Genomic DNA, 22,963 nt, shown 5'->3' with positions numbered 1-22,963 from the left:
GTGTCTGGTGATAAAGAGCAATGGAAATCCCGGTTGTGAATACGCTCCGCTCCCGCCATCGTGATCAAGCTTCCCTCATGAAAACCCCGATCAAGGTGAACCTGGCCGTCCTAGCCTCCATTTTCCTCGTTCAGTGCGCCGACAAGCCGGCTCCGATGCCCGCCTACGGGTACCGCGCTGGCACGGGTCTGACGAACCCTGCGGCAGGTTATGCCGCTCCGGCAGCCCCCTCCTACCAGCTGGCCACCTACTCCCAGCCAACGGCGCGGCCGCCCCAGATGCCGCCGCCCAATCCCATCTCGCTTTCAGTCCCCCAGCAGGGGCCCGGCTACCCCTCGCCTTACGGAGCACCGGACTACGGCACCCCGCAGTCGATGTTGTTTTCCAGCGGGTCGAACGTGGGCAGCGCCCCTCCGATCCGGGCTGAATCCTTCATCCTCGTGAATGCGGATACGGGAGCCGTCATCGCCGCCAGGAATGCCGACACCCAGCGAGGCGCCGCCAGCACCCAGAAGATCCTCACCGCCCTGATCGTGGCCGAGGCCGGGAATCTCGATCAAAGAGTCAGGATCGCCGCCAGCGACGTGGCGGTGGAGCCCTCCAAGCTGGGCGTGAGACCCGGTGAGGTTTACACCCGGCGGGACCTTCTGGTCGCCTTCCTGGTGAAGAGCTCCAACGACGTGGCCAACGTGCTGGCGCGGGACAACGCTGGCAGCGTGGAAGCTTTCGCCAGAAAGATGAATGCCCGCGCCCGTTCCCTCGGTGCGGTCAATTCCTACTTCACCAATCCCCATGGACTGACCGGGGGCGGCCAGCACTCCACAGCTCGCGATCTCTCCCGCATCGCCTGGGCAGCCTACAACAATCCGGTGGTCCGTGATGCCGTCCGGCGGAAGTACTACACCTTCACCTTCAACAACGGCCGCCGGGTCACGCTGGAGAACACCAACGAGATCCTCGGCAAGATGGCCGAGTGCAACGGCATGAAAACCGGCTACACCGTCGCCGCAGGCCGCTGCCTCATCTCCACGGCCCACTCCGGTCGCAAGGATGTGATCCTGGTGCAGCTGGGCACCAGGACCAAGTACATCTGGGACGATGGCATGGTCATGATGCGATGGGGCCTCCAGCGCTCCTGATTCCCCGCCTGCACTCCCAGCTATATATAGAGAAGCGGCAGAATGGGGAACAAGGGTGCGCAGCAGCGTCAGCGTCCACCGAAGATGGCGCTGCCCACCCTGACGATGGTCGCCCCCTCCTCCACGGCGGTCTCATAATCGCCACTCATGCCCATACTCAGGCCCGGCAAACGTTTGCCACTCCGGGTTTCCAGGCGATCCCTCAGTTCCCGAAGCGCCGCAAAGTAACGCCGGCTTTCCTCACCTGACTCCCCGATCGGGGGCACGGTCATCAGGCCCACCACATTCAGCCTGTCGAGCGCCAGCAACTCCTCCAAGTCCGCCTCCAGACGCGCAGGCTCAAAGCCATACTTGCTAGCCTCTCCGGAGACGTTGACTTCAAGATAGATTTGGGAAACAACTCCAAGCTCCCCCGCGATCCGGTGGATGTTCCCCGCAAGATCCAGACTGTCCACACTATGAATGGCTTCCACCACGGGAAGCACCTTGCGAACCTTGTTTGACTGCAAGTGGCCGATGAGATGCCAGCGCACATCAGGGGGCAGCACCGGCACTTTCGCCATTAATTCCTGAACCCTGTTCTCACCGAACAAATTTTGTCCAGCCTCGACAGCTTCGTGAATAGTCTCAGGAGAAAATGTCTTTGTTACGGCAATCAGCTCAATTTGGTCTGAATTCCGTCCAGATCTTGTCGCGGCTGCGACAATTTTTGATTTTACAACGCAAAGTTTGTCACGGATAAGCATGCTTAATCAAGTTGCTAATTTATTTTCAAAGTATAATTAATACCCTACTTACATGCAGCTGCAAATCTTCAAAATCTTCTGCGATCTCGTTGAGACCGGCAGCTTCAGTCTCGCCGCCGCCAAGAACAATATCACTCAAAGTGCGGTGAGCCAGCAGATCCGGGTTTTGGAAGAGAAGTACGGCGTGACGTTCTTCGAGCGTGGCGGCAAAAAGTTCTCGATCACTCCTGAAGGCGAGATCTTTGACAGAGCAGCCCGGGAGATCCTGAGCGTGTATGACAGCATCAATTCCCGCCTGAATGAACTGCGGGATGTGGTGGCGGGACCGCTCAAGGTGAGCACCGTTTACAGCATCGGCCTGCATGAACTGCCCGCCAAGCTAAAGAAATTCCGTGAATCCCATCCTGAGGTGGACGTTCAGATCGAGTACAAGCGCTCCCCCATGATCTATGACGACGTGGCGGATGGCCGTGCCGACATTGGCCTGGTGGCGTTTCCGGTTCGAGGCAAAGGCATTATCAGCGACGTCTTTGATGAAGACGAGATGGTGGTCATCTGCGCCCCCACCCACCGCCTCGCCAAGAAGCGCAAGGTGAAGCTGAAGGAACTGCAGGGCGAGAGCTTCGTGGCCTTCGACCCAGACACCCCCACCCGCAAAGCCATTGATCGCGCTTTGAAGGGGCACGCCATCACCTTCTTGCAGCAGCATGAGTTCGACAACATCGAGACCGTGAAACGCGCCGTCGAGGTGGCAGGCGTTGTTTCCATTGTCCCCCGCCGCACCGTGGACAAAGAGGTCGCTGAAGGCCGTCTCGCCGCCGTGAAGGTGGAGGATGCATCGCTCAACCGCCCGCTGGGCATCCTTCGCAAGCAGGCCCGCATCACCACACCTGCCATGCGGGAGTTCATGAACGTGCTGCTGGGCACCAAGTAGCCCCACCCACGCGACCAGGATGGTTTCCCGGACCGCCATGGATCGAGCGCTGCGCTGGATGCGCCGCCCGGCCGTGGCGGTTCTTCTTTTGGGGGTGGTGCTGCACTTGACGGTGCGCGACCGATACCCCGTTCTGGCCACCGTGTTCTACGGCCTGCCGCTTCCCATCCTCACACTGGGCTGGTTGGGAGCGGCTCTCGCGGGAAAGCAGGGACTCATCAGCCGCGCCGTCAAACTCAGCCTTGGCGTCGCCTGTGGACTCTGGTGGCATGGCTCCTCGTACCAAAATCATGTCTCCTTGGATCCCCTCCCCGGCCAGCGTGAACTGAAGGTCTTGTATTGGAACCTCGCCCATCGCCGCCTGCCGCACGATGGCGTCGCCCGTCTGCTGGCTGTACACCGCCCTGACATCGCAGGGTTCGTTGAAACAGGCCGCATTTCCGGAGACCCCAATCCGTTGGTGACCGATCTTCCAGACGGCTACCAGATGCTGAAAACCGCCCACGGGACCGCGGTGCTGGTCCGGGGCAGCGCCCGCGTGCTGGGTGCCCACGTCCTCCCATCGAGAAGCAAATACCTCGAACTGGAGCTGACCGTGGACGGCCAGAGCTGGCGGCTTTTCATTGTGGACGGGGTCTCCTCCCCCATCCGTTCCCGGCAGGACGTGCTGGAGCAGGTGCTGGCACAGGCCCGGGACAAACCTCGAACCCTCATTGTCGGGGACTTTAACACCCCGCGGGAATCCGTCTGGCTCACCCCATGGCGGGAGGCCTTCCATCACGCCTTCGATGAAGCCGGCCATGGCTGGAGCGAAACCTGGCCCCGCCAGTCACCCCTGCCATTGCTCAGCATCGACCACATCTGGAGTTCCAAGGACCTCCTGCCCTTGACGGCGCAAAAATTGTGGTCACCTGAGTCTGATCACGCCGCCCTGCTGACGACGCTCCGGGTGAATGCACCGTGAATCCACCTCCCATGGCATGAAGTGCGTCAGTCGCAGCTCTTCCTCGAAGAGGATTCGGCCACAAGCCCAACATTGGCGGGCTTCCAGCGATTCTACGTTGGGTACACGAATCCAGCGGACCTACTTTGGCGCGATCGGCGTCAACACCACGTTCTTGATGGCGGCCGTGGTCTGGTACGTGGTGAACGAAAGCGGCTGGTAATCCTCAATCGGCCCCGGACGCACCCCGATCTTCTTGCCTGCGATATCGACATCGATCATCTTCTCGTCGTTGATCCACGCCGTGAGCGACTCAGGCGTGACCCGCAGCTTGATCCGGTACCACTTCTTGTCCTCCAGTTTGCGAAAGTGCCCGGTGGAGTTTTCCGAGGCGTCGAGCCCGTCGATGCTGGAGATGCCCGTGACACTGCCGCTCCACCCGCCGACGACCAGCGTGGCGCAGGTCTTCAGGCTTCCTACGGGAAACGTGAGCCCGCAGAAGAAGTCGATCCCCTCCACCCTTTGCGCCTCCAGGGTGATCTCATAGTTGGTCAGAGGGAGGTCCTTGGTCTTCTGATAGATGGTACCGGTGATGGATTCCCCGGAGCCGATGATCATCTGACCGTCTTTAACGGCAATCTCACCGCTGCCACCCGCGTCATAGGCCTTCCAGTTGTCCAGGTTCTTGCCGTCAAAGAGCACCACGCCCTTGTCGGTCGCCGGTGCCGTACTGGGCACCGGCGCAGGCTCCGCCTTTCCCGTCATGGGTGCGAGCATGGCAACGGCGGAGAGAATTGGAGCAAGCAGGACCTTCATGGACGGAGGAAAACGGTGGAGAGTGGCGTGGTTGTGTGCTACGAAACAATCGCCATGAGTCTTCCGAGTCAACTCCCCAAATTCGTCATCCTGGCCCTCGCGGGACTGTCCGCCCTGGGTCTCTCCAGTTGCAAAACCCTTAAAGTGGCCAAGCAGGACGACTATGACTCGCCCGCCTATCGGCCGCAGAGCCTGTCCAATGTGCGGGTCAAGGTGAGCCTGAACAAGCAGATGGTCTATGTGATGGAGGGCGACAAGCCTCTCCTGGTCACCGCGACCTGCGTGGGCACCCCGAGCAACCCCACCCCGAAGGGCAACTTCAAGGTCTACAACAAGATCGAGAAGAAGCGCTCCATGAGCTACGGCTTTGCCGTCCAGGGGAACGCCATCACCCCCATCAAGGCCACCAACATGCGGGGTGGACGTTATGTGGGGTACCCCATGCCCTACTGGGTGGAGTTCTCCCCGGCGTACGGCTTCCATCAGGGGTATGTGTGGAACGTCCCTCGCTCCCACGGTTGCCTGCGCCTGCACAAGAATGTGGCCCCCAAATTCTTCGCCCTCACCCGCCTGGGCACCCCGGTGAACATTGCCAACACCCAGCCGGAAGACAGCACGATTGGAGCCAGCGCCACCCGCCCGGGTGCGGAACATTACCTTGCGCCTGACCCGCCGAACAGCGAACTTATCACTGAGGCCGCCTTCAAGGCCCCTGACAAACCTCTCTTTGCCAACTGATCCGGCCTGAGGTCCGTATTCTGACTCCGATTCATGTCCGCTGCCTCCACCCCTGTGTCTGCCCCCGCTCCCGCCGCCAAATCCCGCCGCGTCAACGTCCGCACCCCGGAGGTGATGGAGCGGGTCCAAGCGGAGGTGGAAACACACTACCGCAGTGTCTTGGTGGAAAACCTGCGGAAGGCTGGCGGGTTCATGACGGTGGGCAACACCACCATCCGCCTGGCGCGGGACTTCGGCTTTTGCTACGGGGTGGAACGGGCCATCGACCTCGCCTATGCAGCCCGGCGGGTGTTCGCCGACCGGCGGGTGTTCCTTTTGGGTGAGATCATTCACAATCCCGAGGTCAACCGCCAGCTCACGGAAATGGGGATCGTCAGCATTCCCATCAGCCAGCATCTCGAGGCCGTTTCCAAGCTCGGGCCGGAGGATGTCGTGATCGTGCCCGCCTTCGGCGCGGAGACCCAGCTGATGAACATCATCAGCGAACGCGGCTGCCTGGTGGTGGACACCACCTGCGGCGACGTCATGAGCGTCTGGAAGCGCGTGCGAGGCTATGCCAAGCAAGGCTTCACCTCCATCATCCACGGCAAGGCCTCCCACGAGGAGACCCGGGCCACCTCTTCGCGGGCCCAGGGGGATGACGGGAAGGGAAATTTTGTGGTCGTGCTCACTCTCGGCGATGTGGACTACGTCTGCGACTACATCCGCCATGGCGGCAATCGCGAGGAGTTCCTGAAGCGCTTCGAAGGGGCGATGTCGCCCGGCTTCGATCCTGACCAGCATCTCAAGCGGGTCGGCGTGGCCAACCAGACGACCATGCTGAAGTCGGAAACCGAGGAACTTCAGCGCCGGGTGCAACAGGCCGTGATCGATCGGGATGGTCCAGAACCCGCCCAACAGAACTTCCAGGTCTTTGACACCATCTGCGGAGCCACCCAGGAGCGTCAAGACTCACTGTTCGAGATGCTCCGCAAACCGCTCGACATCCTCCTGGTCGTCGGCGGCTACAACAGCTCCAACACGACTCACCTCGTGGAAATCGGAGAAAAAGAGCTGCCCACCTTCTTCATCCGTACCGCCGAGCTGCTGAAGAGCTTCACCGAGATCGTTCACTTTGATCTTCACCTTAAGGCGGAAAAGACCAGCTACTCCGCGAAGCTGGCCAGCGAGGAACCCATCGTGGTGGGAGTCACCGCCGGTGCCTCTTGTCCCAACAATTTGATCGAGGACACAATCCTTCGGGTGTTTGAGCTTCGGGGCGTTGCGCCCGATTTGGTGAAGCAGGAAGTCGCCCGGGCGGCAGAGGCGCAACAACGCACGGAATAGCACCCTTTGCCGTCTGCGGCAGAAGACAAAAAAACATTTGCGCAACGGCCGGCTCCATTGTATCAAGCAGGCCGCTTCCAAAAAGAGGAAGCACCGTTTGCGCGGTTAGCTCAGTGGTAGAGCACCTCCCTGACACGGAGGGGGTCACAGGTTCGAACCCTGTATCGCGCACCATTTTTAGCCTCTGGCAAAATGGATTCTCATTGCCATCCTTCGGCGCGCGTCGTCGCAGTTGATGCAAGATTGCATTCACTGGCTGTGATGTCTCAGGTCAGCGCCGGGCTCCTCGTTGATGGATCGAACCCTTCAGCAGCAGGAGTCGTTCAGATGCGGGGTATCCGCCGGTTTGCCCGCCTCAATCCATTTGAATTGGTCGCGCAAGAACGCGAGGGCACTTTCCACCTGGGCCTGCCTGCGGTTGGTCGCCAGGATGGAAGAAGCTGCGGCAGCGCTTGGGGCGACCACTGTCCAGATGGCCCTGTCCTGATTCTATACCCAGACTCGGTGAGGCGAATCTTGGCGACGACATCATGGCCATGCTGGAGCCAATTGGAGGCTTGGTCCAAGGAGTGACAGTTTGAGACGTATGCCCGAACCCGGGGTAGCGTGGCTGCAGTTCGAAACAACTGTGGCATCCGGTCAAGCTACGTCATTAGATCAGCAGTCGGATCATAGTCGGAAGCCGGAGGCAAGCAAAGCAGCAGGATTCCTCCAAACACCCGCTCGCAGTGCCCGCCAAGCAGAATCACCTTTTCACAAACTCTTTTGACCCTTTCTGACCCGGCCATTTCCTCAGAGATAAGAAAGTCGAAGATCCGCCAGTCCCCCTGCTCGACGACGCGCAAAAAGCGCAACTCCCTGTCTCCTTTCTGCTCTGCTTCTATAACATCTCCAAAGCGGGGAGATTCGATCATCAAAGGCACAGTCACAATCCGGTAGAGCGTAGGCCCAACCGGCTCAAGATCCAATGACATCGTGATATTGTCTTCCGGGAACTCAACCGACCAATCGTCGCCACCTTCCAGCTGGATGAAGAACTCACCGGAATTGCTCATGCCGGAGCATAAGCAGAGAAATGTTTCCAATCCACAGGCAAGATAACCCCACTTCGGAACATCCCGAATGCCCTGAAGCGGTGACGGACGGCATGCCACATGCCGGGAACGCGGAACCGCCATGCAAGTTCATGAAACTACCTTTCCACGAAAGACCACCGCGCCCCCATAATTAGTTTTTCGATACAAAGCAATCACGAATCATCCCGGCAACACCGGGCAACTGGCGTGCGAATTCATCGCGGGTAGCTGCAACTTTTCCGCACGATCTGGCGGATTCATCGTGTTGGCTGGCGGATTCAAAAATAGGCAGTTTTCAATCTGGTAGAAGCACCGTTTGTTCCGTGCAGCCAGATATGAAAGAACTCCCCTCCATCATCTGTCAGTGGCCTTCCCTGCCCTGGAAGACCAGGCTTTCTGATGTTTCCTGAAACCCCGGCAACAAGGGACAAATAAAAGCAATTGCCATGATCCGCTTCGCATTCTAGCCATCACACATTGCTACTGCGTCTCAATATCATATAAGAGACCCTTTTGCCGGACATCGCCCAGAGCGGCCAAGCCCCTTTTTCAGTGACCCAAACCCAACTGAAAACGCAAACCTACAAAACTAACATGTCCCCCCAAGACCCACGCAAAACCTCGCGCCGTTCCTTCCTCGCTGCCACGTCCGCGTTCGCAGCAGGTTCCATGCTGACCAAGCTCCAGGCGGCTGGTGGCCCCAAGATCGTCATCCCTCCGGGTGCCCTGGAACACATCAGTGCCGCTCGCAAAGCTGGCGGCGTCAGCCTCCTCTCCGCCCCATCCGCCTACACGGGCATCCAGACCATTGCAGGGAGCGATGGTCTTGCCCGCTATGAGTGGTTTGACCCCGATGCAACCGGCCTGGGCTACTTCACCGGCCTGGAACCCGACAGCGGGGATCTCTCCGGCCTGGTGGGTGCGGAACTTGCCCAGAGTGAGACCGCCATCTATCCCTCACCCGCAACCTCCAGCGGAGCTCCCAGCTATGCCCGCCCCGGTCGTCTCACCAATGACGATGACATTTCCCAGCAGTTTGACTTCTCCCTGGACATCTCTGCCGGGTACGCTGTGCAGAAGGTGGTTCTTCAGGTAAAAACCTCGAACTATCTCCGGCTCACTGGCAGCACCCTCGTCGGGCTCGGCGGTGCCAGCGGCTATGGAGACGCGCCCTTCACGGCCAGCATCGTGCAAGGCGGCAGTCCCATCGCCACCACTTCCGTGGCACGCTATACGAACTCCGCCACCATCAGTTCCCCCAACACGTTCGCCCAGGGCAGCTGGGATCCCTCCGACGGAGACACCACCTATCCTGGTGGCACGGGGACCTTCTACTTCACCTTCCAGTATGTCTGGACGGGTTTAAGCCTCAGCTCCTCGCCGTTCACCATCAACTTCGTCAGCGGGGCCGGAGATCCGCAGTTGGGTCACGCCTTCTCTGTCGACACCATCCAGGCAGACGTGGAAGCCCTCTAGTGGAGCGCTGATGTCATCCCTTAAAACCCTCCCGGGTGTGGCGGCGCTGGCCGCCACACTTCTGTTCACGTCTCTGCTGCCGGCCACCGCCCAGGCCCAGACCGCCAACCGATGGATCGGTGGCACCTCTGGCAACTGGTTCACACCGGGCAACTGGAGCAACGGCGCGTTGCCTGCTGCCTACGCCGCCGCAGCCGACCCCAACAGCACGGCACAGATCGATGATGGCAGCGTGGTCACCCTGGCAGGAGGTGTGACGGTGGAGGCCACTGCCATTAAGGTTGTTTCCAGTACCCTGGAGATCAACGACGTCAGCCTCAATCTGCGCGGCTCCTATGCCTATGGTGGCGTGAGTGGCGCAGGTGGATCTGCCGACCTTGTCGTCGGCTCCGCAGCATCGGGTGCAGCAGGTCTCGTGAGGATCAACGGCGCTACCCTCAGGGGCTACTACCGGAGCTACATCAATGATCCCCGCTTCGGTACTGCCACGGAGCAGTCCCGACTCTTCAACTTTCAAGTGGGAATCCTCGATACCAAGGGGAAGGCCATCATCGAAGGTCTCTCGGACGTGCAAGCCACGTTCACCGTCGGCAGCATCGGAGGCACTGGCACTCTGGAGGTGCGGGGTGGTGCCACCATCTCAGGCAGCCTGGCCATCGGCTACATGAACTCGATCTACTCATCCGAAACAGTAGGTCAGGGACAAGTCCTTATCACTGGAGCTGGCACAACTGCGCTCCTGGAGACTCTGTACATGTCCAGCGGCAATAATGAAGGATCTCTCACCATCGAGCAGGGCGCGAAGGTGACGGTGACCAGCAACCTCTCCGGCGGTTACTACGAGAGCGAGTTCAATGCGGGCGGCGGCACCGGGGTCATCAGGATCGCGGGCGCGGGCACAGAACTCAATGTCACCAGTTACCTCGTCAATGGAGACACCCTCATCAAGGGCACCACCATGCTGGGCGTGACCGGAGACCTGACCCTCATCATCGCCGACGGAGCCTCCTTCTCCACCCAGGGCGGCGCAGTCACTCTGGGTGCCGAGAAGGGCCAGATTTACTTCGGCGATCCCTATTCCTACGACAGCAAGGGAGTGATCCAGATCGGTGAAGGAGGCACAGCAGGTGCTTTCCTCGCCCCAGAGGTGACCACTGGCTATGGCAGTGGCGAGGTCATCTTCAATCACAACGAATCCAACTACACCTTCTCCGCCAACATCACGGAGAAGGCCCCAGTCCGGCCGTATCGGGACTTCTATGACCCGGAGTTCAAAGAACCCGGCAAGACCGCCGTGTATGTCCGATCAGGGGGCACAACCCACCTGACGGGTGCCAGCACCTACTCCGGAGGAACTTTCATCGACAACGGCACGCTCATCGCCGGAAGCGACCGGGCTCTCGGCTGGGGCACGGTGAATGTTGCCAGCGGCAGCAGATTGCTGGTCGCTCCGGGAGTCACCACGCTGAAACTGGGCAACGTCGTCACCCTCACCTATCCCACCACCCAGACCCATCCCCTGCCCGAGACCATCGACATCCATTTCGCCGGCAACCTGTTGGTGGAAGGCGGCAGTACCCTGGAGTTCACCGTCGGAGCGGACTCCCTTGCGGCGCCACGCATCGAGATCACCGGCTCCTTCAGCCTGGAATCGGGTTCCTCCTCGAACCCTTGGAACCTGGTGTTGCATTTCCCTGACACTTTCGACTTCGCTTCCACCTATGACTGGACCTTTCTCACCACCACGGCCGGCCTCAATGGCTTCGATCCAGACAATGTGAGCATCAATCTGGAAGGCTGGTCCATCTCCGCCATCGGCAACGATCTCGTCCTCTCCTACGCCGCCGTGCCAGAGCCAGGGCGCCTCCTTCTGCTCGCCACTTCGCTGGCCACAATCCTCCTGCGCCGTCGTCGTCGTGAAGGCAGCTCCAGACCATCACTCCTGTAAAAAACACCGTCACCCATCCCCGTGTGTGCCCTCTCATGAAGCCCCCCGCTCAGTTGAAAACACTCATCCTCAGTCTCTCCCTTCTAGCCTCCCTGCCCTTGGCGGCCGCGACCACCGCCATCCCGCTACCCTCCGGACATGAAGCGGTCGCGGAATGGGGCGGCAACCGGGAGTTCTGGAGCAATCCAGGTCCCGGCGGCGCGGCCATTGCTGGCGTGCGCAATGCCAGAAGTGAGACGCCTTCAGCCACAGCAGGCACCTTCCTCCTCAGTTCCAATGTCAACGCCAATGCGAGCTACGTACCGGAGTTCCTGAAGCCAGGGCGAAACACCACCTTCACCATCGCTGCCTCCGGCATCACGGCACCTGTGCCAGACCTGTTGACCATTCAGATGGTGGCCATAGCACCGCCCACCACGCTCAATCTGGCCATCGGCTCCACCACCTATTCCATCGCACAGGCGGTCCTTTCCACCGACACCTCCATCGCCACCACAGGCGACAACATCGCCCGCTATGAAGGGCTGTACACCAGCGGTCTCGCGCCGGTGCTCTACACCTACACGTGGGACCTGAATGCTCTGGAATTCGCGGGGCAGAGCATCTCAGACTTTACCCTCACCTTCCTGCGGTCCGGCACCAACTGGGACACCTACGACATGCAGGTGTCGTTTGGATCGGCGGTGCCAGAGCCATCACTGTCCCTCCTGGCCATGCTCGGTCTCTCTGCATCGCTCCTGCGTCGCCACCGTAAACCCCATTCGCCCAGCCAGCCATGACCAGGTTTCCGCACCATCGAGCCAGAGCCTTCACCCTGGTGGAGCTTCTGGTCGTTATCGGCATCACTGCCGCGCTCATCTTTGCGACCGTGCCCGCCTTGCCCTCTCTTTTGGGCAACCGGGGCATGAGCAAGGCGGTCACAGAGACCTGGAATCTCCTCGAACTCTCCCGGAATCACGCACTCACCTCCTCCCAACCCACCTTCGTTGCCTTCCAAAACACCAAAACCCTGGATGGTGAAGATGCGCTGACCGCCTTTGCCTTCAGCAGTCTGGTCACCCGGCCCAGCATCAGCCCATCCACCAAGCAACTGAACGACATTCAGGTGCTGAGCAACATTCACCGCTGGACGGGAGTAAAGCTGGCAGAGTGGGACAAGTTGGATGCCGAGTTAAAAAAGCTCCGCTTTGCCGGGGCGGACTCCAAATCCCTCGCATCAGCCCCGGGGCTCAATGTCTCCATTGGCAACCTGGTACCAGAACCCGCGTGGCTCTTCACCATCATGTTCAGCCCCCAGGGCAAGGCCATGATCTATTCCAGCTTCACCACCACCGACGGCAAGAACACTTACACACCGGATATCGATCTGAACACGCCCTACGACCGGTTTATTGACCTGGTTTTGCTCCCGACCCGCGGTGGAAATGTTGACTCCAACAACCCCGATCAGGCGGCTCTCGTGCTGAATGGCGCCAGCGGCCATATCCAAATACTCCGTCCTTAGCATGCGAATCCGATCCACCGCGGCTTCCTCCCACGAGGCATCCACCGTCCGCTCCCGCTGGACGCGGGGCTTCAGCTTGGTGGAGACCACTGTCGCTCTGGGCATCTCTGCACTGAGCCTGAGCCTTCTCATGGGGCTGCTTCCCGCAGGCATGAGTTTGACGGCCAATGCTTCGCGACAGGCTGAAGCCAGCCGCCTGCTCAAGCAAATCGCGACCGGCATTCAAGCAGCCCCCCGGCAGGATGGTGGGAGCTACCAGGTGCTGGGCCTTCAGGATATCGGTGAGATCACCTGGACTCCCGGCGACCTTTCGCATCCACCTGCGGAAGGTCTCATGGACGCCTCTGGAAGTTCCCATGTTACGGCAGACAAGGCTGATTTTGCCTATCGCATTGAAATCACCCCTCCCCCAGATGACTGGACGAGCGGAAGAGCCGTGATCCGCATTGCCTGGCCTGCTACTTCCATCTGGGAAAACTCCGCCTGGCACAACCATCAAGGCAGCGTCCGGGCCCTTCTGATTTTCCGCCCCCAATGAAAACTCACACGGATAGACACCTCCATCATCTGCGGCAGGGTTTCACCCTGGTTGAACTGCTCGTGGTGATGGTGGTCTTTTTGGTGCTCACGTTCTTGCTGGTTCAAGCCACCACCACGGCCCAGACGGCAACCTCCCATCAACTCCGCCAGATGGATGCCATCACCTCGGCCCGGATGGCGCTGGACAACCTCACTGAAGACATCAGTACCTTGGTGACCCGGGGCGGCACTGGCGTGTTGTTCAAGCCGGGCGATGCCACCACCAATGACACACTCAAGTTCGTCGCCATCTCCCGAAACAGCAGCCAGCATCCCCGCGCACGAATGACGATTGTTTCCTACACCATGGAGACACGGCCACACCCCCTGCTGAAGTGCGATCTGCCCATGCTGGTGCGAGGCAGCGCCCCGCTGCTCTGGCCCACAGACAACGACATCCAGGCCGAAGACTATCTTCTCAGTGAATGTCTCAGCACCCGTGCGCTCGGGGACTCTGATGTGACGGGAGAGCATGCCTTCCGTTTTGAGCTTGTCTGGATGCGTCGTGACGGCACGATCACACGGGATCCCCGTGGATTGCCCCCCTACACTGCCGATCAGCAGCCCGATCCCAATGGATTCATCAAAGTGGATCTGAAAGAAGTGCGGGCCTTCATCGCCAGCATTGCCGTTCTGGACGGCCCCGCCCAGAGGGACATCGCGGAAGCGGAAGGTTTCGGCCCTCTTCAAATGAAACTGGTGACGATGAGCACAAGCACCGCCCTTGAATCCACACCCGCAAGCTTCTGGCAGCAAGCCATCGCAGAGCTTCCTCCACCAGCACGACAGCACACCCGCGTCCTTCAGCGCACCTACTACCTTCCTCAATAGAGCCGCCAGATAATGAAATCCCTCCCCGGTTTCCACTTCAAGTTTCAACGTCGAGGTTCGTCCATTGTGGTGACCCTCGCATTGGTGGCCCTCTTTACTGCCATCTTGCTGGCATTCTTCACCCGGGCACAAAACTATCACGCCATTGAAGCCAGCGCATCTGCCCGTGTGCGCAGCGAGATCTTTGCCCAGTCGGCTTTGAACTACACCATCGGGCTCCTGACCCAAGAGGTGACCGCCCCCTCGCAGAGCGAAGTGATCCAGGTGGCGGGAACCCGCATTTTCAAGCCCAAGACCCGGGACAACATGCTGCCAGTCGTGAAGATCCCCACGGCCATGAAGGGCGACAAGAGCGCCCACTATCCCAGCATCACCAAATTCAGCCATCCCTTGTTCGACCCCATGACATCGGATGTACGCAGCTCTACTCCCAACAAGGACGGGCGCTACATCCATTCAGAGCAATGGAACGAGCCCAGTCTCTTTCTGGCACTCAAACCTTGGGGCAAGAACGACGCGCCCTTCTGGATCTACTTTGACGAAAGCGGCCCCACCCGTACAGCCAGCCCCACGTTGGTGGGCCGGACGGCCTTCACCATTCATCAGACCGACTGTCTCATCGACTACAGCGTGGCTGGCTATCCCGCAGCGATGGCAGGTGACATTCTCAAGATCAACGCCCTCAAAGCCACTCTGGCCGGGGCAGATCTCACCCAGGTCATGACGGTCAGCCGTGACCTCGCCCGGGATCCGCAGAACCGTTTCGTGGACGTTCGCAGCAGGCGCAGTGCGCGGGATGGAAGCTACCTCCACCGGGTTCTTTCCAATAACAACGGGTTCATCGATCCGCCGGAGGGAGACACGCAGTTCATCAGTCGTCTTGACCTTCTCCGTTTTGGCAAGAACAACCAAATCAACTTCAACCCCCAGTCCTACATGACACCTTGGTCCCGCACAGTGGACGCACCTTCCTGGGACCCTTCCACCCCGAATGCCGCCAACGTCTTTGCCCCGGCGATCCTGCGTACCCATAAGGCCGCCGCAACAGATTATCTCGTGGATGGCACCCAAAGAAAGTACACCCTCCTCCCCGGCACGGCTGTTGCCAGTCGGCGCTTCGCTCTGAACCGGATTGCCTGGTTCGAGTCCACCTCCACTCAGAAGGACGACGCCATCAAGCAGTACTTCGGTCTTGTGAATGATGCCCAGGGACGCTGGGTGTACGAAGACACCCACATCAAGACTCTCACCGAGTTAAGGGCCGCCACCCGGGAGCCCAACTTTTTTGAGATGCTGAAAGCGGCCATCGTCAACGACTCGGTGGGACGCAGCTTCACGGGCACCACCGCATCTCTGACAGCGGAGCGGGATGCCGACAAGGACCTCCAGATTCTCCGGATCGGAGCAAACATCATTGATGCTGCCCGCCCCAACAATCTCCCCACCACCATTGTTTACACCAATGCCGCCAGCATCACCCGGCAGGTCTATGGCGTGAAGGACCTGCCCTACCTCTATGGAGTACGGTTCCGACAAATCACCAAGACCGACGCGGGGAGCAACATTCAACAGGTGGACCAGTTTGCGATTCCCATCCTGGTGAATCCGCATGCGGCCCCATTGCAGACGGTGAGTCGTCCCCCCGTTCGACTCAGGATGGTTGGCAGCTTTGCGAATGCCAAGATGACCTCCAGGCATGATACAGATAGCTCCGGAGATCGCATCATCGCCATCAATCCTGACGCCCATCGGACCCCGCATCCTCCGCTGAATGACTGGACACCTTCGACGTCTTCGGAAGGTGAGCACGGCTTCCCTCCCATGCCAGACTACTTCACCGGCAAAGCACTGGCCTTCTGGATCACCACCAGCGCCACCAAGCCCAATGTGGAGACCCAGCTTCATCACTTCAACCTCGTCCTCGAGTATTGCAACGACGCAGGGGTCTGGGTGCCCTACGATGCGCTGGTGGGAGACGGCTCCACAGAGCCGACCGCGGGCCTCGGAGCCTCGGTGGCGGTCACCATCCAGTCCGCCAACAAGGCAGCCCAAACACCGGATGACACCGTCTTCAACGACAGTCACACCCCCTATTTCATCAAACCCGATCCCCGCACCAATCGCTGGGGCGTGGCCCGGGGGGAGACGGATGCACCGCTCCTTGCGACAGATCCCGCGGCAGTCATCACCATGACCGCTGCCAACGACTATGCCACCATCGCAGGGGCCGATCCCCTGACACCCGGCGGCATTCCTCCTTTGGTGGTGGATCAGGATGGCGTCTCACGTCTCGATGATGTGGCCGTCGGCCGACGCACGGCCACGTCCCCGAAGCGGGTTTTGCAGGATGTCCTGGCAAACCGCCTCAACTCAAACTTCAAGGCGAAGGTGTCAGAAGACCGCAACGTGATCCTGCACCGCCCCTACTACACCACCGGAGAACTGGGCTGCGTCTTCCGAGACGACCCCTGGCGCACGCTCAACTTTGCCAGCCCAGACAGCGGAGACTCCGCTCTGCTGGAGTACTTTGACATCAATGAGATCCCGCAAGACGGCGTGGTGGCGGGGCGCATCAACATCAACACCCAGTCGCCAAAGGACAGCATCTTTTCGCAGCTCATGGACACCTCCTACCTGATCGGCCAGGCTCAGGAGTACATCACCGGCGGTCGCCCCCACCGGTTGGAACGCACCAGCAACGATCATGCCTACACCATCCAGACGCTCTATAGTCGCGAGGTGGGTCTGACTCCCTTGCGCAGCCTGGCGGATCTCGTGGGCATCCTCCCCGTCAACCGGCTCACGGCAGAGATGGCCGGCAGCAAGCAAAGGCAGGAAGTCCTCGTGAGGGCCCTGGGCACCGCGGGCCAGACCCGCACGTGGAACTATTTCATCGATATCATTTCCCAGACGGGCCGCATGTCGCCCCCCGGCTCCACGGATCTCGCCCTGAATTTCATTCCCCAGGGAGAAACCCGGCTCTGGGTGCATATCGCCATCGACCGTTTCACCGGCAAGGTCATCGCTTCGCACATGGAACAGTTCCAGGACTGACCGCCCGTCCCGCCCTCTCCACCAATCCGATGCAACGTGAAGCAATCTGGCGAACGCTGATCGTGGACCACGATCCAGCATCCCGGACGCATTTGCGGAAACTCCTCGCCGCTCATGCTGCGGTGGAGGTCATCGGCGAGGCAGGCTCCATTGAGGGGGCGGCGGACTTGTCCACGTCACTCACTCCAGACCTTTTGATCCTCGACCCCCAGTTGCCAGACGGGCTCGGCTTTGATCTGCTGCCCCATCTTCAGAAACTGCCTGGCATCATCTTTCTGAGCTCCCAGGAGGAATTTGCCGTCCAGGCCATTGAGGTGGGCGCCATCGATTATTTGCTGAAACCCCTCACTGCAGACCGCCTTACCCTCGCCCTCAGCCGGTTGCGGGGACGCATCCCGGATGCCTCCGCCAATCCGCAACCATTGTACATGGTGGACCTCATGATTGTCCCGGTGCACCGCAGCTACCGCGTCGTCCCCACCAACCAGATCGTCTGTCTCAAAGCAGACGCTTGCTATTCCATTCTCCACCTCGTGGATGGCAGGGAACTCTACGTGTACCGCGCTCTGGGAGAGTGGGAGCACCATCTGCCGCAGGAAGGCTTTCTGCGCCTCGACCGATCCTTGATCGTGGCCCCGGCTCATATCAAAGATCTGGAAATCACCAACCGGGAGTCCGCCAGCATGGCTCTTGTCGGATTGGCAGATCCCCTAAAAATCGGAAGGACAGCCATCAGCCGTCTTCGTGACTACCTTGGGGCCGCCGATCTGGCCTCTCTGCCCAAGCGCATCTCAACCTGACAGGTACGCTCCACCATGGAACGCTAAATAAATGGGAAACGGGTGTCCAGCCGACTGGGCGCGATTCGTCATGGGTCTGAAGCCTGCTGCCAGGAAGTCTCCTGCCAGCTCCACGAATAGGAGATAAGACCATGAGCACCAACACCATCGAAAGCCCCACCCCTCAGCCTCCAACGACAGCCGAATCGCCGCTATCGAGTCATCAAGTCGTTTCCCGCGCCGCCTGGATCGAAGCCCGCAAGGAGTTGATCAAGAAGGAAAAAGCGGCCTTGAAAGTGCAGGACGAAGTGGCGGAGGAACGCCGCAAACTCCCATGGGTGAAAGTGGAGAAGAACTATGTCTTCGACACCCCAACAGGAAAAAAATCATTGGCCGACCTCTTCGCAGGCAACAGCCAGCTCATTGTGTACCACTTCATGTTCGGCCCCGGCTGGAAGGAAGGGTGCCCCGGCTGCTCCTTCATGGTGGATCACTTCGATGGACCGCACATCCATCTCTTCCATCATGACGTGACTCTCATCGCCGTATCCCGAGCAACGCTGCCTGAGCTCGATAAATACAAGGCCCGCATGGGATGGAAGTTTCCCTGGGTGTCCGCACATGATACGGATTTCAATCAGGACTACCATGTCTCCGCCACCGAGGAGGACAAGGCACGAGGAAAAATGGAGTACAACTTCGAGGAAACGGATCTGGAGATCGACGAACTGCCCGGTGTGAGCGTCTTCTACAAGGACGATCACGGCAACGTTTTCCACACCTATTCCGATTTTGCCCGCGAGACAGAGTCGTTGCTGGGTGCTTACCACTTCCTCGACCTCACCCCAAAGGGACGCAATGAAAACGGGCCCAACTTCAACCTTGGAGACTGGGTGAAGCGGCACGACGAGTACGATGAAGCGCCCGCGGCCAAGACAACTTGCTGTGGCAGTTGCTGACCGCCCTATTCCCGCATGATGCTGGCAGCCCGCAGGAATTCTGCGGCGCTGCCTGCGAGTTCCGGCTCACGCCTTCCTCGCCAGGATGCTGTACATCAGGGGCATCGTGGGCATCCCCTTCGGTGGCACCATCCGCCGTCCACCGGAGTCCCACATGCCCTCAAACAACGCGCAGCCGTTCGCGTACGGATACTCGTGCAGCCGGACAATGGTCAGCCCCGCCTGTGCCAGGGAGGTAACGACATCCCCCAAGCCCCAGGCAAACTCATGAGCCGGGTGAGGGTTCACAAAGTTCTCGACCCCGGTTTGATACTCTCCTAGAGCCAGACCATTTCCGGACAGCGCCACGTAGTCTGACACTCCCGGGGAAGAGACCGCTCCGTTCGGAAAGTAGTCATAGTGAAACTTCCAGTTGTCGTCAAAGATCATCGAGAAGGGATGAAACTCGACAAACACGAAGCGACCGCCAGGACGAAGAAGCGCCTGAATGCCCCGGCCCCAAGCCCCGATGTCTGACAGCCAGCAGATGGTGCCGTAGGAGGCAAAGATCACATCATACTGAACGCCAGCCTCCACCGTGGAGGTGAAGTAGTCGTAAACATCCATCCGGTGAAAGGTGGCCGCCAGCCCGGAGTCAGCCGACAACTTTGTGGCGAAGTGAATTGCCTCGTCGGAGATGTCAACCCCTGTGACCGTCCCTCCCAGTTGCACCAGGCCGAGGGTGTCCTGGCCGGAGTTGCACTGCAGATGAAGCACCTCCAGCCCCGTCAAATCTCCAAGCAACTCCTTCTCTTCAGGAAACAACGTACTGCCTCCATCGCGGAAGCAGGCGGTCTGGTCGCCCTTGTGGCTGTTGTGCGCCACCGTCGCAGCGTTCCAGGAAAGGCGGTTGGCTTCGTGAAAGTGCGGTTGCATGGGGAAAAGAAGGCTTAACGGGAAACCAGAGAAACCAGCCTGGCTTCGATTTCAACGAATGAAGGCCGGGCATTCACCTCTGGATGGCAACACACGTCCCTTAGTCGCACGAGTTCAGCGACGGCATCGACATGCGCCACAGGTTCGGCAATCAACGCCACCAGTTCCTCCAGCAAATACCCAAAGGCCCGAACTTCAACACGCTCCAACTGGCGAGCCAACGCCGTGTCCTGACGGTCGTAGAAAGCTGCCGCACCGAAGTCACTCAAGAGACACTGGCCGTGGGGCTGGTAGAGGATGTTATGCGCGTAGAGATCCCCGTGAAGAATTCCCTTCTCATGCAACTGCACTGCTGCAGAAGCGATGCCATGGGCCAGACGTATCCCAGCCTCAACTGACAACTGGATGTCATCCACATACACATCCCGGGTGCACGTGTCAAAACTGGGGGGCCCAGCGAGATTGGCGTAGGCGGGATCAATGAGGCTCATCACAAGACCGTCCGCACCCTGGGGGTGGCCGGCAATCCGTCCCAGTACCTGGGTGAGATGAGGATGATCTCCCACGCCCAAACTGGCGGCCATTTCACTGGCAGGAAGACCATCCGAGGTCATTGCCCCTTTGAAAATCTTCACCGCCACATCCATGCCGCCCCCACCTGAGTCAGCATGTCGCCACTCTGCACGATGAATCACCCCGGAAGCACCTTCCCCGAGCTGCTGATTCAGCGTCAGTTCCGTCCAAGGGATTGTCGTGATCTCGTTCCGCCCACGGTCCAGGCCATCTTCCGTCATCAGGTTGCCGGCCAGGGCCAGCCACGCCAGGCGCGGCAGACGGAGCAACCAGTCTGGCAACGCTGCAAAGCGGTTCGCTGCAAGCCGGAGCAGTTCGAGGTTTTCACAAGCAGCCATTTCCTCCGGCAAGGTCTCCAGCTGGTTGCCGGAGAGCATCAGCTTCTGGAGCCGTCCACATTTCCCCAGCGCAGCGGGCAGCGCATGCAGCCGGTTCTCTGTCAGAATGAGCCACTGCAGATTCTGGGGCAATGCCCCTTCCTCGATCTCCTCGATCTGGTTCGCGCGAAAGCCCACCATGGTCAGGCTTGGGCAGGTGCCCAGCACCGCCGGCAACCGGGTGAACTCATTGTTGGAGCAGAAGAGGATGCGTAGCTTCTTCAGGCGTCCTAAATCATCCGGCAGGGAGGAAAGCCGGTTGTTCGAAAGGTTCAGTACCTCCAGCGTGTCCGCGTGATCGAACACCTCCCGCGGGAACTCGGTCAGGCCCACGGCAAGGTCGATTCGCGTAATGGGCAGGGCAGTGAGGCTGGCAGGGACCTTTTCAGACATCGGGAGAGCGTGAGAACGCCTTCCCTACGCCATAACCCCTACCAGCGCAACGTGGCAACCATCCCCTAGATGCCCACTTCCCAACCCTTGCGATACTTGCGCCCCAGATACTTCTCCGCCTCTGGATTGCCGGTGATCTTTTTCGTCTTCGGGTCGAAGTGCACCATGCTGCCCGTGCGATAGGCGATGTTGCCCAGGTGGCAAAGCAGGGTGCTCTTCTGCCCTTCATCGATGGGCGAATTGAGCTTCTCGTTGCCACGGATGGCTTCAAGGAAATTGCCAATGTGTTCCACGTCGCCCCCTTTGCCCTTGCCCTTGGCGATCTCTGAGCCCTTGAGATCATAGAAGGTGTACGCAGCACTGGTGGTGTGCAGCGAGCCCCCTTCTGCGTAGAAGATGCATTCGCCCGTCTTTTCCACAGGACGGGGATGGCAGCTGCTCTGCTCCCAGCTCATGCCCACATTGCCGAAGTCAAATACTGCGGATCCCGTATCGGGCGTTTCCTGCTTGTCATCGTACCAGTACCGTCCGCCATTGTAGGTCACACGCAGGGGATAATCCACCTGCAAACCCCAGCGCAGGACATCCAGGTGATGGATTCCGTTATTTCCCAGTTCCCCGTTGCCCCAGTGCCACAGCCAGTGCCAGTCGTAGTGCACATACGACTCCATGTCCCGCTCGGCTGTCATCGGCCCCTGCCAGAGATCCATGTCGATCTCTGGTGACGCCGGATTCGCCTTCTGGCCAATCGCCTTGCGGTTGGCATTGTAGAAGGCGCGGGCGTAGTGCACCTTGCCGATCTTTCCCTCATGGAGCATGGCGATGGGCTCTTTGAGCCAGGTGCGGCGCTGATTGCCCATTTGCACGACCCGGTCATACTTCTTCGCCGCTTCGACGATCAATTCCGCCTCCTGCATGTTCTGGCTGCCAGGCTTCTCCACGTAAACGTGCTTGCCCGCTTTCATGGCCAGCACGGCCGCAGGCGTGTGCCAGAAGTTGGGGGTGGCGATGAAGACGGCATCCAGTTCCTTGTCATCGAGGAAGGTGCGGAAGTCCTTCACCCCCACGCATGAGACCTGCTGTTTCTCGGCCACCACCTTCAGCCCCCGGTCGAGGCGGACTGGGTCCACCTCAGCCAGGTACTTGATCTCCACATTGGGGATCTGCAGAAGCGCCTGCACGTGCCCCATGCCGCGCCCCAGGGCGACGACGGCCACCTTAAGCTTTCGAGCATCCCGCACCTCCTGGGCATGGACTGCGGAGATGGCGAGACCGGCCCCGAGGGCCGATGTATGCTTGAGAAGGGAGCGTCGGTTCATAGAAAATAAACTAGAAAACACATTCTGCCGGCTGCTTCAGTCTTCACGGCCCTGAAGACGGGTCATGGGAGCCGATCAGCCGTTCCAGACAAACTCAATGGGTGACTGCACGTCAGGATGAAGGCTGCGATGCACCGGACAGCCGCGTGCCGCGCTCTCGAGCAGTTCCCGGTCTGCGTGATCCTGCGGGAGAGGGATGGTGACCACCACGGGCAGGCGCTCAATACGGCGTGGCGGTGCCGAAGTCATATGCTTCTCCACATGCACGGTCATTTGCGGCAGATCATACCCCTTGCGGTTGGCAACGATGGCCATGGTGGTGGCAATGCAGGTCGCGAGAGCGGTGGCCACGAGATCGGTGGGAGAAAAGGCCTCGCCCTTGCCCATGTTGTCCTTCGGTGCGTCCGTCGTCAGCACCACGCCGGAGGGACCATGTTGGGCGCGGCATCGCAAGCCGCCATCGTACGTCACATTTACTTCAACCATAGGGCTCTTACGCAAGAGCCGGTCATGGATCTTTCAAGCGGCATCTGCTGGA

General features: G+C 59.8%; 21 protein-coding genes and 1 tRNA gene. 15 read left to right on the top strand and 7 right to left on the bottom strand.

Features of this window, described 5'->3' with window-relative positions; genetic code table 11:
* The first annotated feature begins 77 nt into the window (after positions 1 to 77).
* On the top strand, positions 78 to 1,139 hold the full coding sequence (locus BV034_RS08500; RefSeq protein WP_050026024.1) for a D-alanyl-D-alanine carboxypeptidase family protein: 1,062 nt from the start codon (positions 78 to 80) through the stop codon (positions 1,137 to 1,139).
* A 68-nt stretch (positions 1,140 to 1,207) separates the two neighbouring features.
* On the opposite strand, the gene BV034_RS08495 is transcribed toward BV034_RS08500, so the two are convergent.
* Positions 1,208 to 1,885 carry a YggS family pyridoxal phosphate-dependent enzyme gene (locus BV034_RS08495; RefSeq protein WP_081887676.1) on the bottom strand — a complete coding sequence of 226 codons (678 nt, stop codon included), beginning with the start codon at positions 1,883 to 1,885 and terminating at the stop codon, positions 1,208 to 1,210.
* A gap of 52 nt (positions 1,886 to 1,937) precedes the next feature.
* On the opposite strand from BV034_RS08495, the gene BV034_RS08490 reads away from it, so the two are divergent.
* Both BV034_RS08490 and BV034_RS08485 read left to right on the top strand, forming a co-directional pair.
* Entirely contained in the window at positions 1,938 to 2,819 is an 882-nt protein-coding gene (locus BV034_RS08490; protein WP_050026022.1) for a LysR family transcriptional regulator, read from the top strand.
* Positions 2,820 to 2,838: 19 nt separating this feature from the next.
* Positions 2,839 to 3,783 (top strand): endonuclease/exonuclease/phosphatase family protein, encoded by a 945-nt coding sequence (locus BV034_RS08485; protein WP_081887675.1) that lies wholly within the window; start codon positions 2,839 to 2,841, stop codon positions 3,781 to 3,783.
* Positions 3,784 to 3,903: 120 nt separating this feature from the next.
* Here BV034_RS08485 and BV034_RS08480 read toward each other — a convergent pair whose 3' ends face one another.
* Positions 3,904 to 4,578, bottom strand: coding sequence for a DUF1080 domain-containing protein (locus BV034_RS08480; RefSeq protein ID WP_050026018.1), 675 nt, complete (start codon positions 4,576 to 4,578; stop codon positions 3,904 to 3,906).
* Positions 4,579 to 4,632: 54 nt separating this feature from the next.
* Here BV034_RS08480 and BV034_RS08475 point away from each other — a divergent pair, with 54 nt between their 5' ends.
* The 3 genes from BV034_RS08475 to BV034_RS08465 all read left to right on the top strand — a co-directional run bounded on the left by BV034_RS08475 (position 4,633) and on the right by BV034_RS08465 (position 6,816).
* Complete coding sequence (locus BV034_RS08475) at positions 4,633 to 5,316, top strand: L,D-transpeptidase (protein WP_063768717.1); 684 nt, start codon at positions 4,633 to 4,635, stop codon at positions 5,314 to 5,316.
* Between the two features lie 33 nt (positions 5,317 to 5,349).
* Positions 5,350 to 6,642 (top strand): 4-hydroxy-3-methylbut-2-enyl diphosphate reductase, encoded by a 1,293-nt coding sequence (locus BV034_RS08470; protein WP_050026016.1) that lies wholly within the window; start codon positions 5,350 to 5,352, stop codon positions 6,640 to 6,642.
* Between the two features lie 99 nt (positions 6,643 to 6,741).
* A tRNA-Val gene (locus BV034_RS08465) sits at positions 6,742 to 6,816 on the top strand.
* 470 nt (positions 6,817 to 7,286) lie between these two features.
* On the opposite strand, the gene BV034_RS08455 is transcribed toward BV034_RS08465, so the two are convergent.
* Positions 7,287 to 7,697, bottom strand: coding sequence for a hypothetical protein (locus BV034_RS08455; RefSeq protein ID WP_050026012.1), 411 nt, complete (start codon positions 7,695 to 7,697; stop codon positions 7,287 to 7,289).
* A gap of 615 nt (positions 7,698 to 8,312) precedes the next feature.
* Here BV034_RS08455 and BV034_RS08450 point away from each other — a divergent pair.
* The 9 genes from BV034_RS08450 (at position 8,313) to BV034_RS08410 (ending at position 18,848) form a co-directional block, all read left to right on the top strand.
* On the top strand, positions 8,313 to 9,194 hold the full coding sequence (locus BV034_RS08450; RefSeq protein WP_265592779.1) for a hypothetical protein: 882 nt from the start codon (positions 8,313 to 8,315) through the stop codon (positions 9,192 to 9,194).
* A gap of 10 nt (positions 9,195 to 9,204) precedes the next feature.
* A complete protein-coding gene (locus BV034_RS08445) occupies positions 9,205 to 11,142 on the top strand; it encodes a PEP-CTERM sorting domain-containing protein (protein WP_050026009.1) in 1,938 nt (645 codons plus the stop codon).
* A gap of 35 nt (positions 11,143 to 11,177) precedes the next feature.
* The gene (locus BV034_RS08440) at positions 11,178 to 11,921 is read left to right on the top strand and encodes a PEP-CTERM sorting domain-containing protein (RefSeq protein ID WP_050026007.1); all 744 of its coding nucleotides are present in this window, start codon (positions 11,178 to 11,180) and stop codon (positions 11,919 to 11,921) included.
* A complete protein-coding gene (locus BV034_RS08435; protein WP_050026005.1) occupies positions 11,918 to 12,646 on the top strand; it encodes a prepilin-type N-terminal cleavage/methylation domain-containing protein in 729 nt (242 codons plus the stop codon). The genes BV034_RS08440 and BV034_RS08435 overlap by 4 nt, the downstream gene beginning before the upstream one ends.
* Before the next feature lies 1 nt (position 12,647).
* Positions 12,648 to 13,184, top strand: coding sequence for a hypothetical protein (locus BV034_RS08430; protein ID WP_050026003.1), 537 nt, complete (start codon positions 12,648 to 12,650; stop codon positions 13,182 to 13,184).
* On the top strand, positions 13,181 to 14,056 hold the full coding sequence (locus tag BV034_RS08425) for a prepilin-type N-terminal cleavage/methylation domain-containing protein (protein WP_050026001.1): 876 nt from the start codon (positions 13,181 to 13,183) through the stop codon (positions 14,054 to 14,056). Before BV034_RS08430 ends, BV034_RS08425 begins: the two co-directional genes overlap by 4 nt.
* 12 nt (positions 14,057 to 14,068) lie before the next feature.
* Positions 14,069 to 17,110: a hypothetical protein gene (locus BV034_RS08420; RefSeq protein ID WP_050025999.1), complete on the top strand. Its 3,042-nt coding sequence runs from the start codon at positions 14,069 to 14,071 to the stop codon at positions 17,108 to 17,110.
* A 29-nt stretch (positions 17,111 to 17,139) separates the two neighbouring features.
* Positions 17,140 to 17,910 carry a LytTR family DNA-binding domain-containing protein gene (locus tag BV034_RS08415; protein ID WP_050025997.1) on the top strand — a complete coding sequence of 257 codons (771 nt, stop codon included), beginning with the start codon at positions 17,140 to 17,142 and terminating at the stop codon, positions 17,908 to 17,910.
* Between the two features lie 131 nt (positions 17,911 to 18,041).
* Positions 18,042 to 18,848: a thioredoxin family protein gene (locus BV034_RS08410; protein WP_050025996.1), complete on the top strand. Its 807-nt coding sequence runs from the start codon at positions 18,042 to 18,044 to the stop codon at positions 18,846 to 18,848.
* A 66-nt stretch (positions 18,849 to 18,914) separates the two neighbouring features.
* On the opposite strand, the gene BV034_RS08405 is transcribed toward BV034_RS08410, so the two are convergent.
* The 4 genes from BV034_RS08405 to BV034_RS08390 all read right to left on the bottom strand — a co-directional run bounded on the left by BV034_RS08405 (position 18,915) and on the right by BV034_RS08390 (position 22,911).
* A complete protein-coding gene (locus BV034_RS08405) occupies positions 18,915 to 19,763 on the bottom strand; it encodes a class I SAM-dependent methyltransferase (protein WP_050025994.1) in 849 nt (282 codons plus the stop codon).
* Positions 19,764 to 19,777: 14 nt separating this feature from the next.
* The gene (locus BV034_RS08400) at positions 19,778 to 21,106 is read right to left on the bottom strand and encodes a leucine-rich repeat-containing protein kinase family protein (protein WP_050025993.1); all 1,329 of its coding nucleotides are present in this window, start codon (positions 21,104 to 21,106) and stop codon (positions 19,778 to 19,780) included.
* Positions 21,107 to 21,171: 65 nt separating this feature from the next.
* Positions 21,172 to 22,425, bottom strand: coding sequence for a Gfo/Idh/MocA family oxidoreductase (locus tag BV034_RS08395; protein ID WP_050025991.1), 1,254 nt, complete (start codon positions 22,423 to 22,425; stop codon positions 21,172 to 21,174).
* Positions 22,426 to 22,500: 75 nt separating this feature from the next.
* The gene (locus BV034_RS08390; RefSeq protein ID WP_050025989.1) at positions 22,501 to 22,911 is read right to left on the bottom strand and encodes an OsmC family protein; all 411 of its coding nucleotides are present in this window, start codon (positions 22,909 to 22,911) and stop codon (positions 22,501 to 22,503) included.
* Positions 22,912 to 22,963: the final 52 nt, after the last annotated feature.

The sequence above is a fragment of the Verrucomicrobium sp. BvORR034 genome, from assembly GCF_000739635.1.
Taxonomy (GTDB): Bacteria; Verrucomicrobiota; Verrucomicrobiia; order Verrucomicrobiales; family Verrucomicrobiaceae; genus Verrucomicrobium.
The sequence above is the reverse complement of the archived record's forward strand: the minus strand, read 5'-3'. Positions and strand labels throughout refer to the sequence as shown.

What these genes read in the sequence shown, in the direction of transcription:
- BV034_RS08410 (WP_050025996.1), top strand. Translation starts at nt 18,042, where the DNA reads ATGAGCACCAACACCATCGAAAGCCCCACCCCTCAGCCTCCAACGACA.
- BV034_RS08415 (WP_050025997.1), top strand. Translation starts at nt 17,140, where the DNA reads ATGCAACGTGAAGCAATCTGGCGAACGCTGATCGTGGACCACGATCCA.
- BV034_RS08445 (WP_050026009.1), top strand. Translation starts at nt 9,205, where the DNA reads ATGTCATCCCTTAAAACCCTCCCGGGTGTGGCGGCGCTGGCCGCCACA.
- BV034_RS08495 (WP_081887676.1), bottom strand. Translation starts at nt 1,885, where the DNA reads ATGCTTATCCGTGACAAACTTTGCGTTGTAAAATCAAAAATTGTCGCA.
- BV034_RS08390 (WP_050025989.1), bottom strand. Translation starts at nt 22,911, where the DNA reads ATGGTTGAAGTAAATGTGACGTACGATGGCGGCTTGCGATGCCGCGCC.
- BV034_RS08485 (WP_081887675.1), top strand. Translation starts at nt 2,839, where the DNA reads ATGGTTTCCCGGACCGCCATGGATCGAGCGCTGCGCTGGATGCGCCGC.
- BV034_RS08425 (WP_050026001.1), top strand. Translation starts at nt 13,181, where the DNA reads ATGAAAACTCACACGGATAGACACCTCCATCATCTGCGGCAGGGTTTC.
- BV034_RS08400 (WP_050025993.1), bottom strand. Translation starts at nt 21,106, where the DNA reads ATGTCTGAAAAGGTCCCTGCCAGCCTCACTGCCCTGCCCATTACGCGA.
- BV034_RS08470 (WP_050026016.1), top strand. Translation starts at nt 5,350, where the DNA reads ATGTCCGCTGCCTCCACCCCTGTGTCTGCCCCCGCTCCCGCCGCCAAA.
- BV034_RS08490 (WP_050026022.1), top strand. Translation starts at nt 1,938, where the DNA reads ATGCAGCTGCAAATCTTCAAAATCTTCTGCGATCTCGTTGAGACCGGC.
- BV034_RS08430 (WP_050026003.1), top strand. Translation starts at nt 12,648, where the DNA reads ATGCGAATCCGATCCACCGCGGCTTCCTCCCACGAGGCATCCACCGTC.
- BV034_RS08455 (WP_050026012.1), bottom strand. Translation starts at nt 7,697, where the DNA reads ATGAGCAATTCCGGTGAGTTCTTCATCCAGCTGGAAGGTGGCGACGAT.
- BV034_RS08435 (WP_050026005.1), top strand. Translation starts at nt 11,918, where the DNA reads ATGACCAGGTTTCCGCACCATCGAGCCAGAGCCTTCACCCTGGTGGAG.
- BV034_RS08500 (WP_050026024.1), top strand. Translation starts at nt 78, where the DNA reads ATGAAAACCCCGATCAAGGTGAACCTGGCCGTCCTAGCCTCCATTTTC.
- BV034_RS08450 (WP_265592779.1), top strand. Translation starts at nt 8,313, where the DNA reads ATGTCCCCCCAAGACCCACGCAAAACCTCGCGCCGTTCCTTCCTCGCT.
- BV034_RS08480 (WP_050026018.1), bottom strand. Translation starts at nt 4,578, where the DNA reads ATGAAGGTCCTGCTTGCTCCAATTCTCTCCGCCGTTGCCATGCTCGCA.
- BV034_RS08475 (WP_063768717.1), top strand. Translation starts at nt 4,633, where the DNA reads ATGAGTCTTCCGAGTCAACTCCCCAAATTCGTCATCCTGGCCCTCGCG.
- BV034_RS08440 (WP_050026007.1), top strand. Translation starts at nt 11,178, where the DNA reads ATGAAGCCCCCCGCTCAGTTGAAAACACTCATCCTCAGTCTCTCCCTT.
- BV034_RS08420 (WP_050025999.1), top strand. Translation starts at nt 14,069, where the DNA reads ATGAAATCCCTCCCCGGTTTCCACTTCAAGTTTCAACGTCGAGGTTCG.
- BV034_RS08405 (WP_050025994.1), bottom strand. Translation starts at nt 19,763, where the DNA reads ATGCAACCGCACTTTCACGAAGCCAACCGCCTTTCCTGGAACGCTGCG.
- BV034_RS08395 (WP_050025991.1), bottom strand. Translation starts at nt 22,425, where the DNA reads ATGAACCGACGCTCCCTTCTCAAGCATACATCGGCCCTCGGGGCCGGT.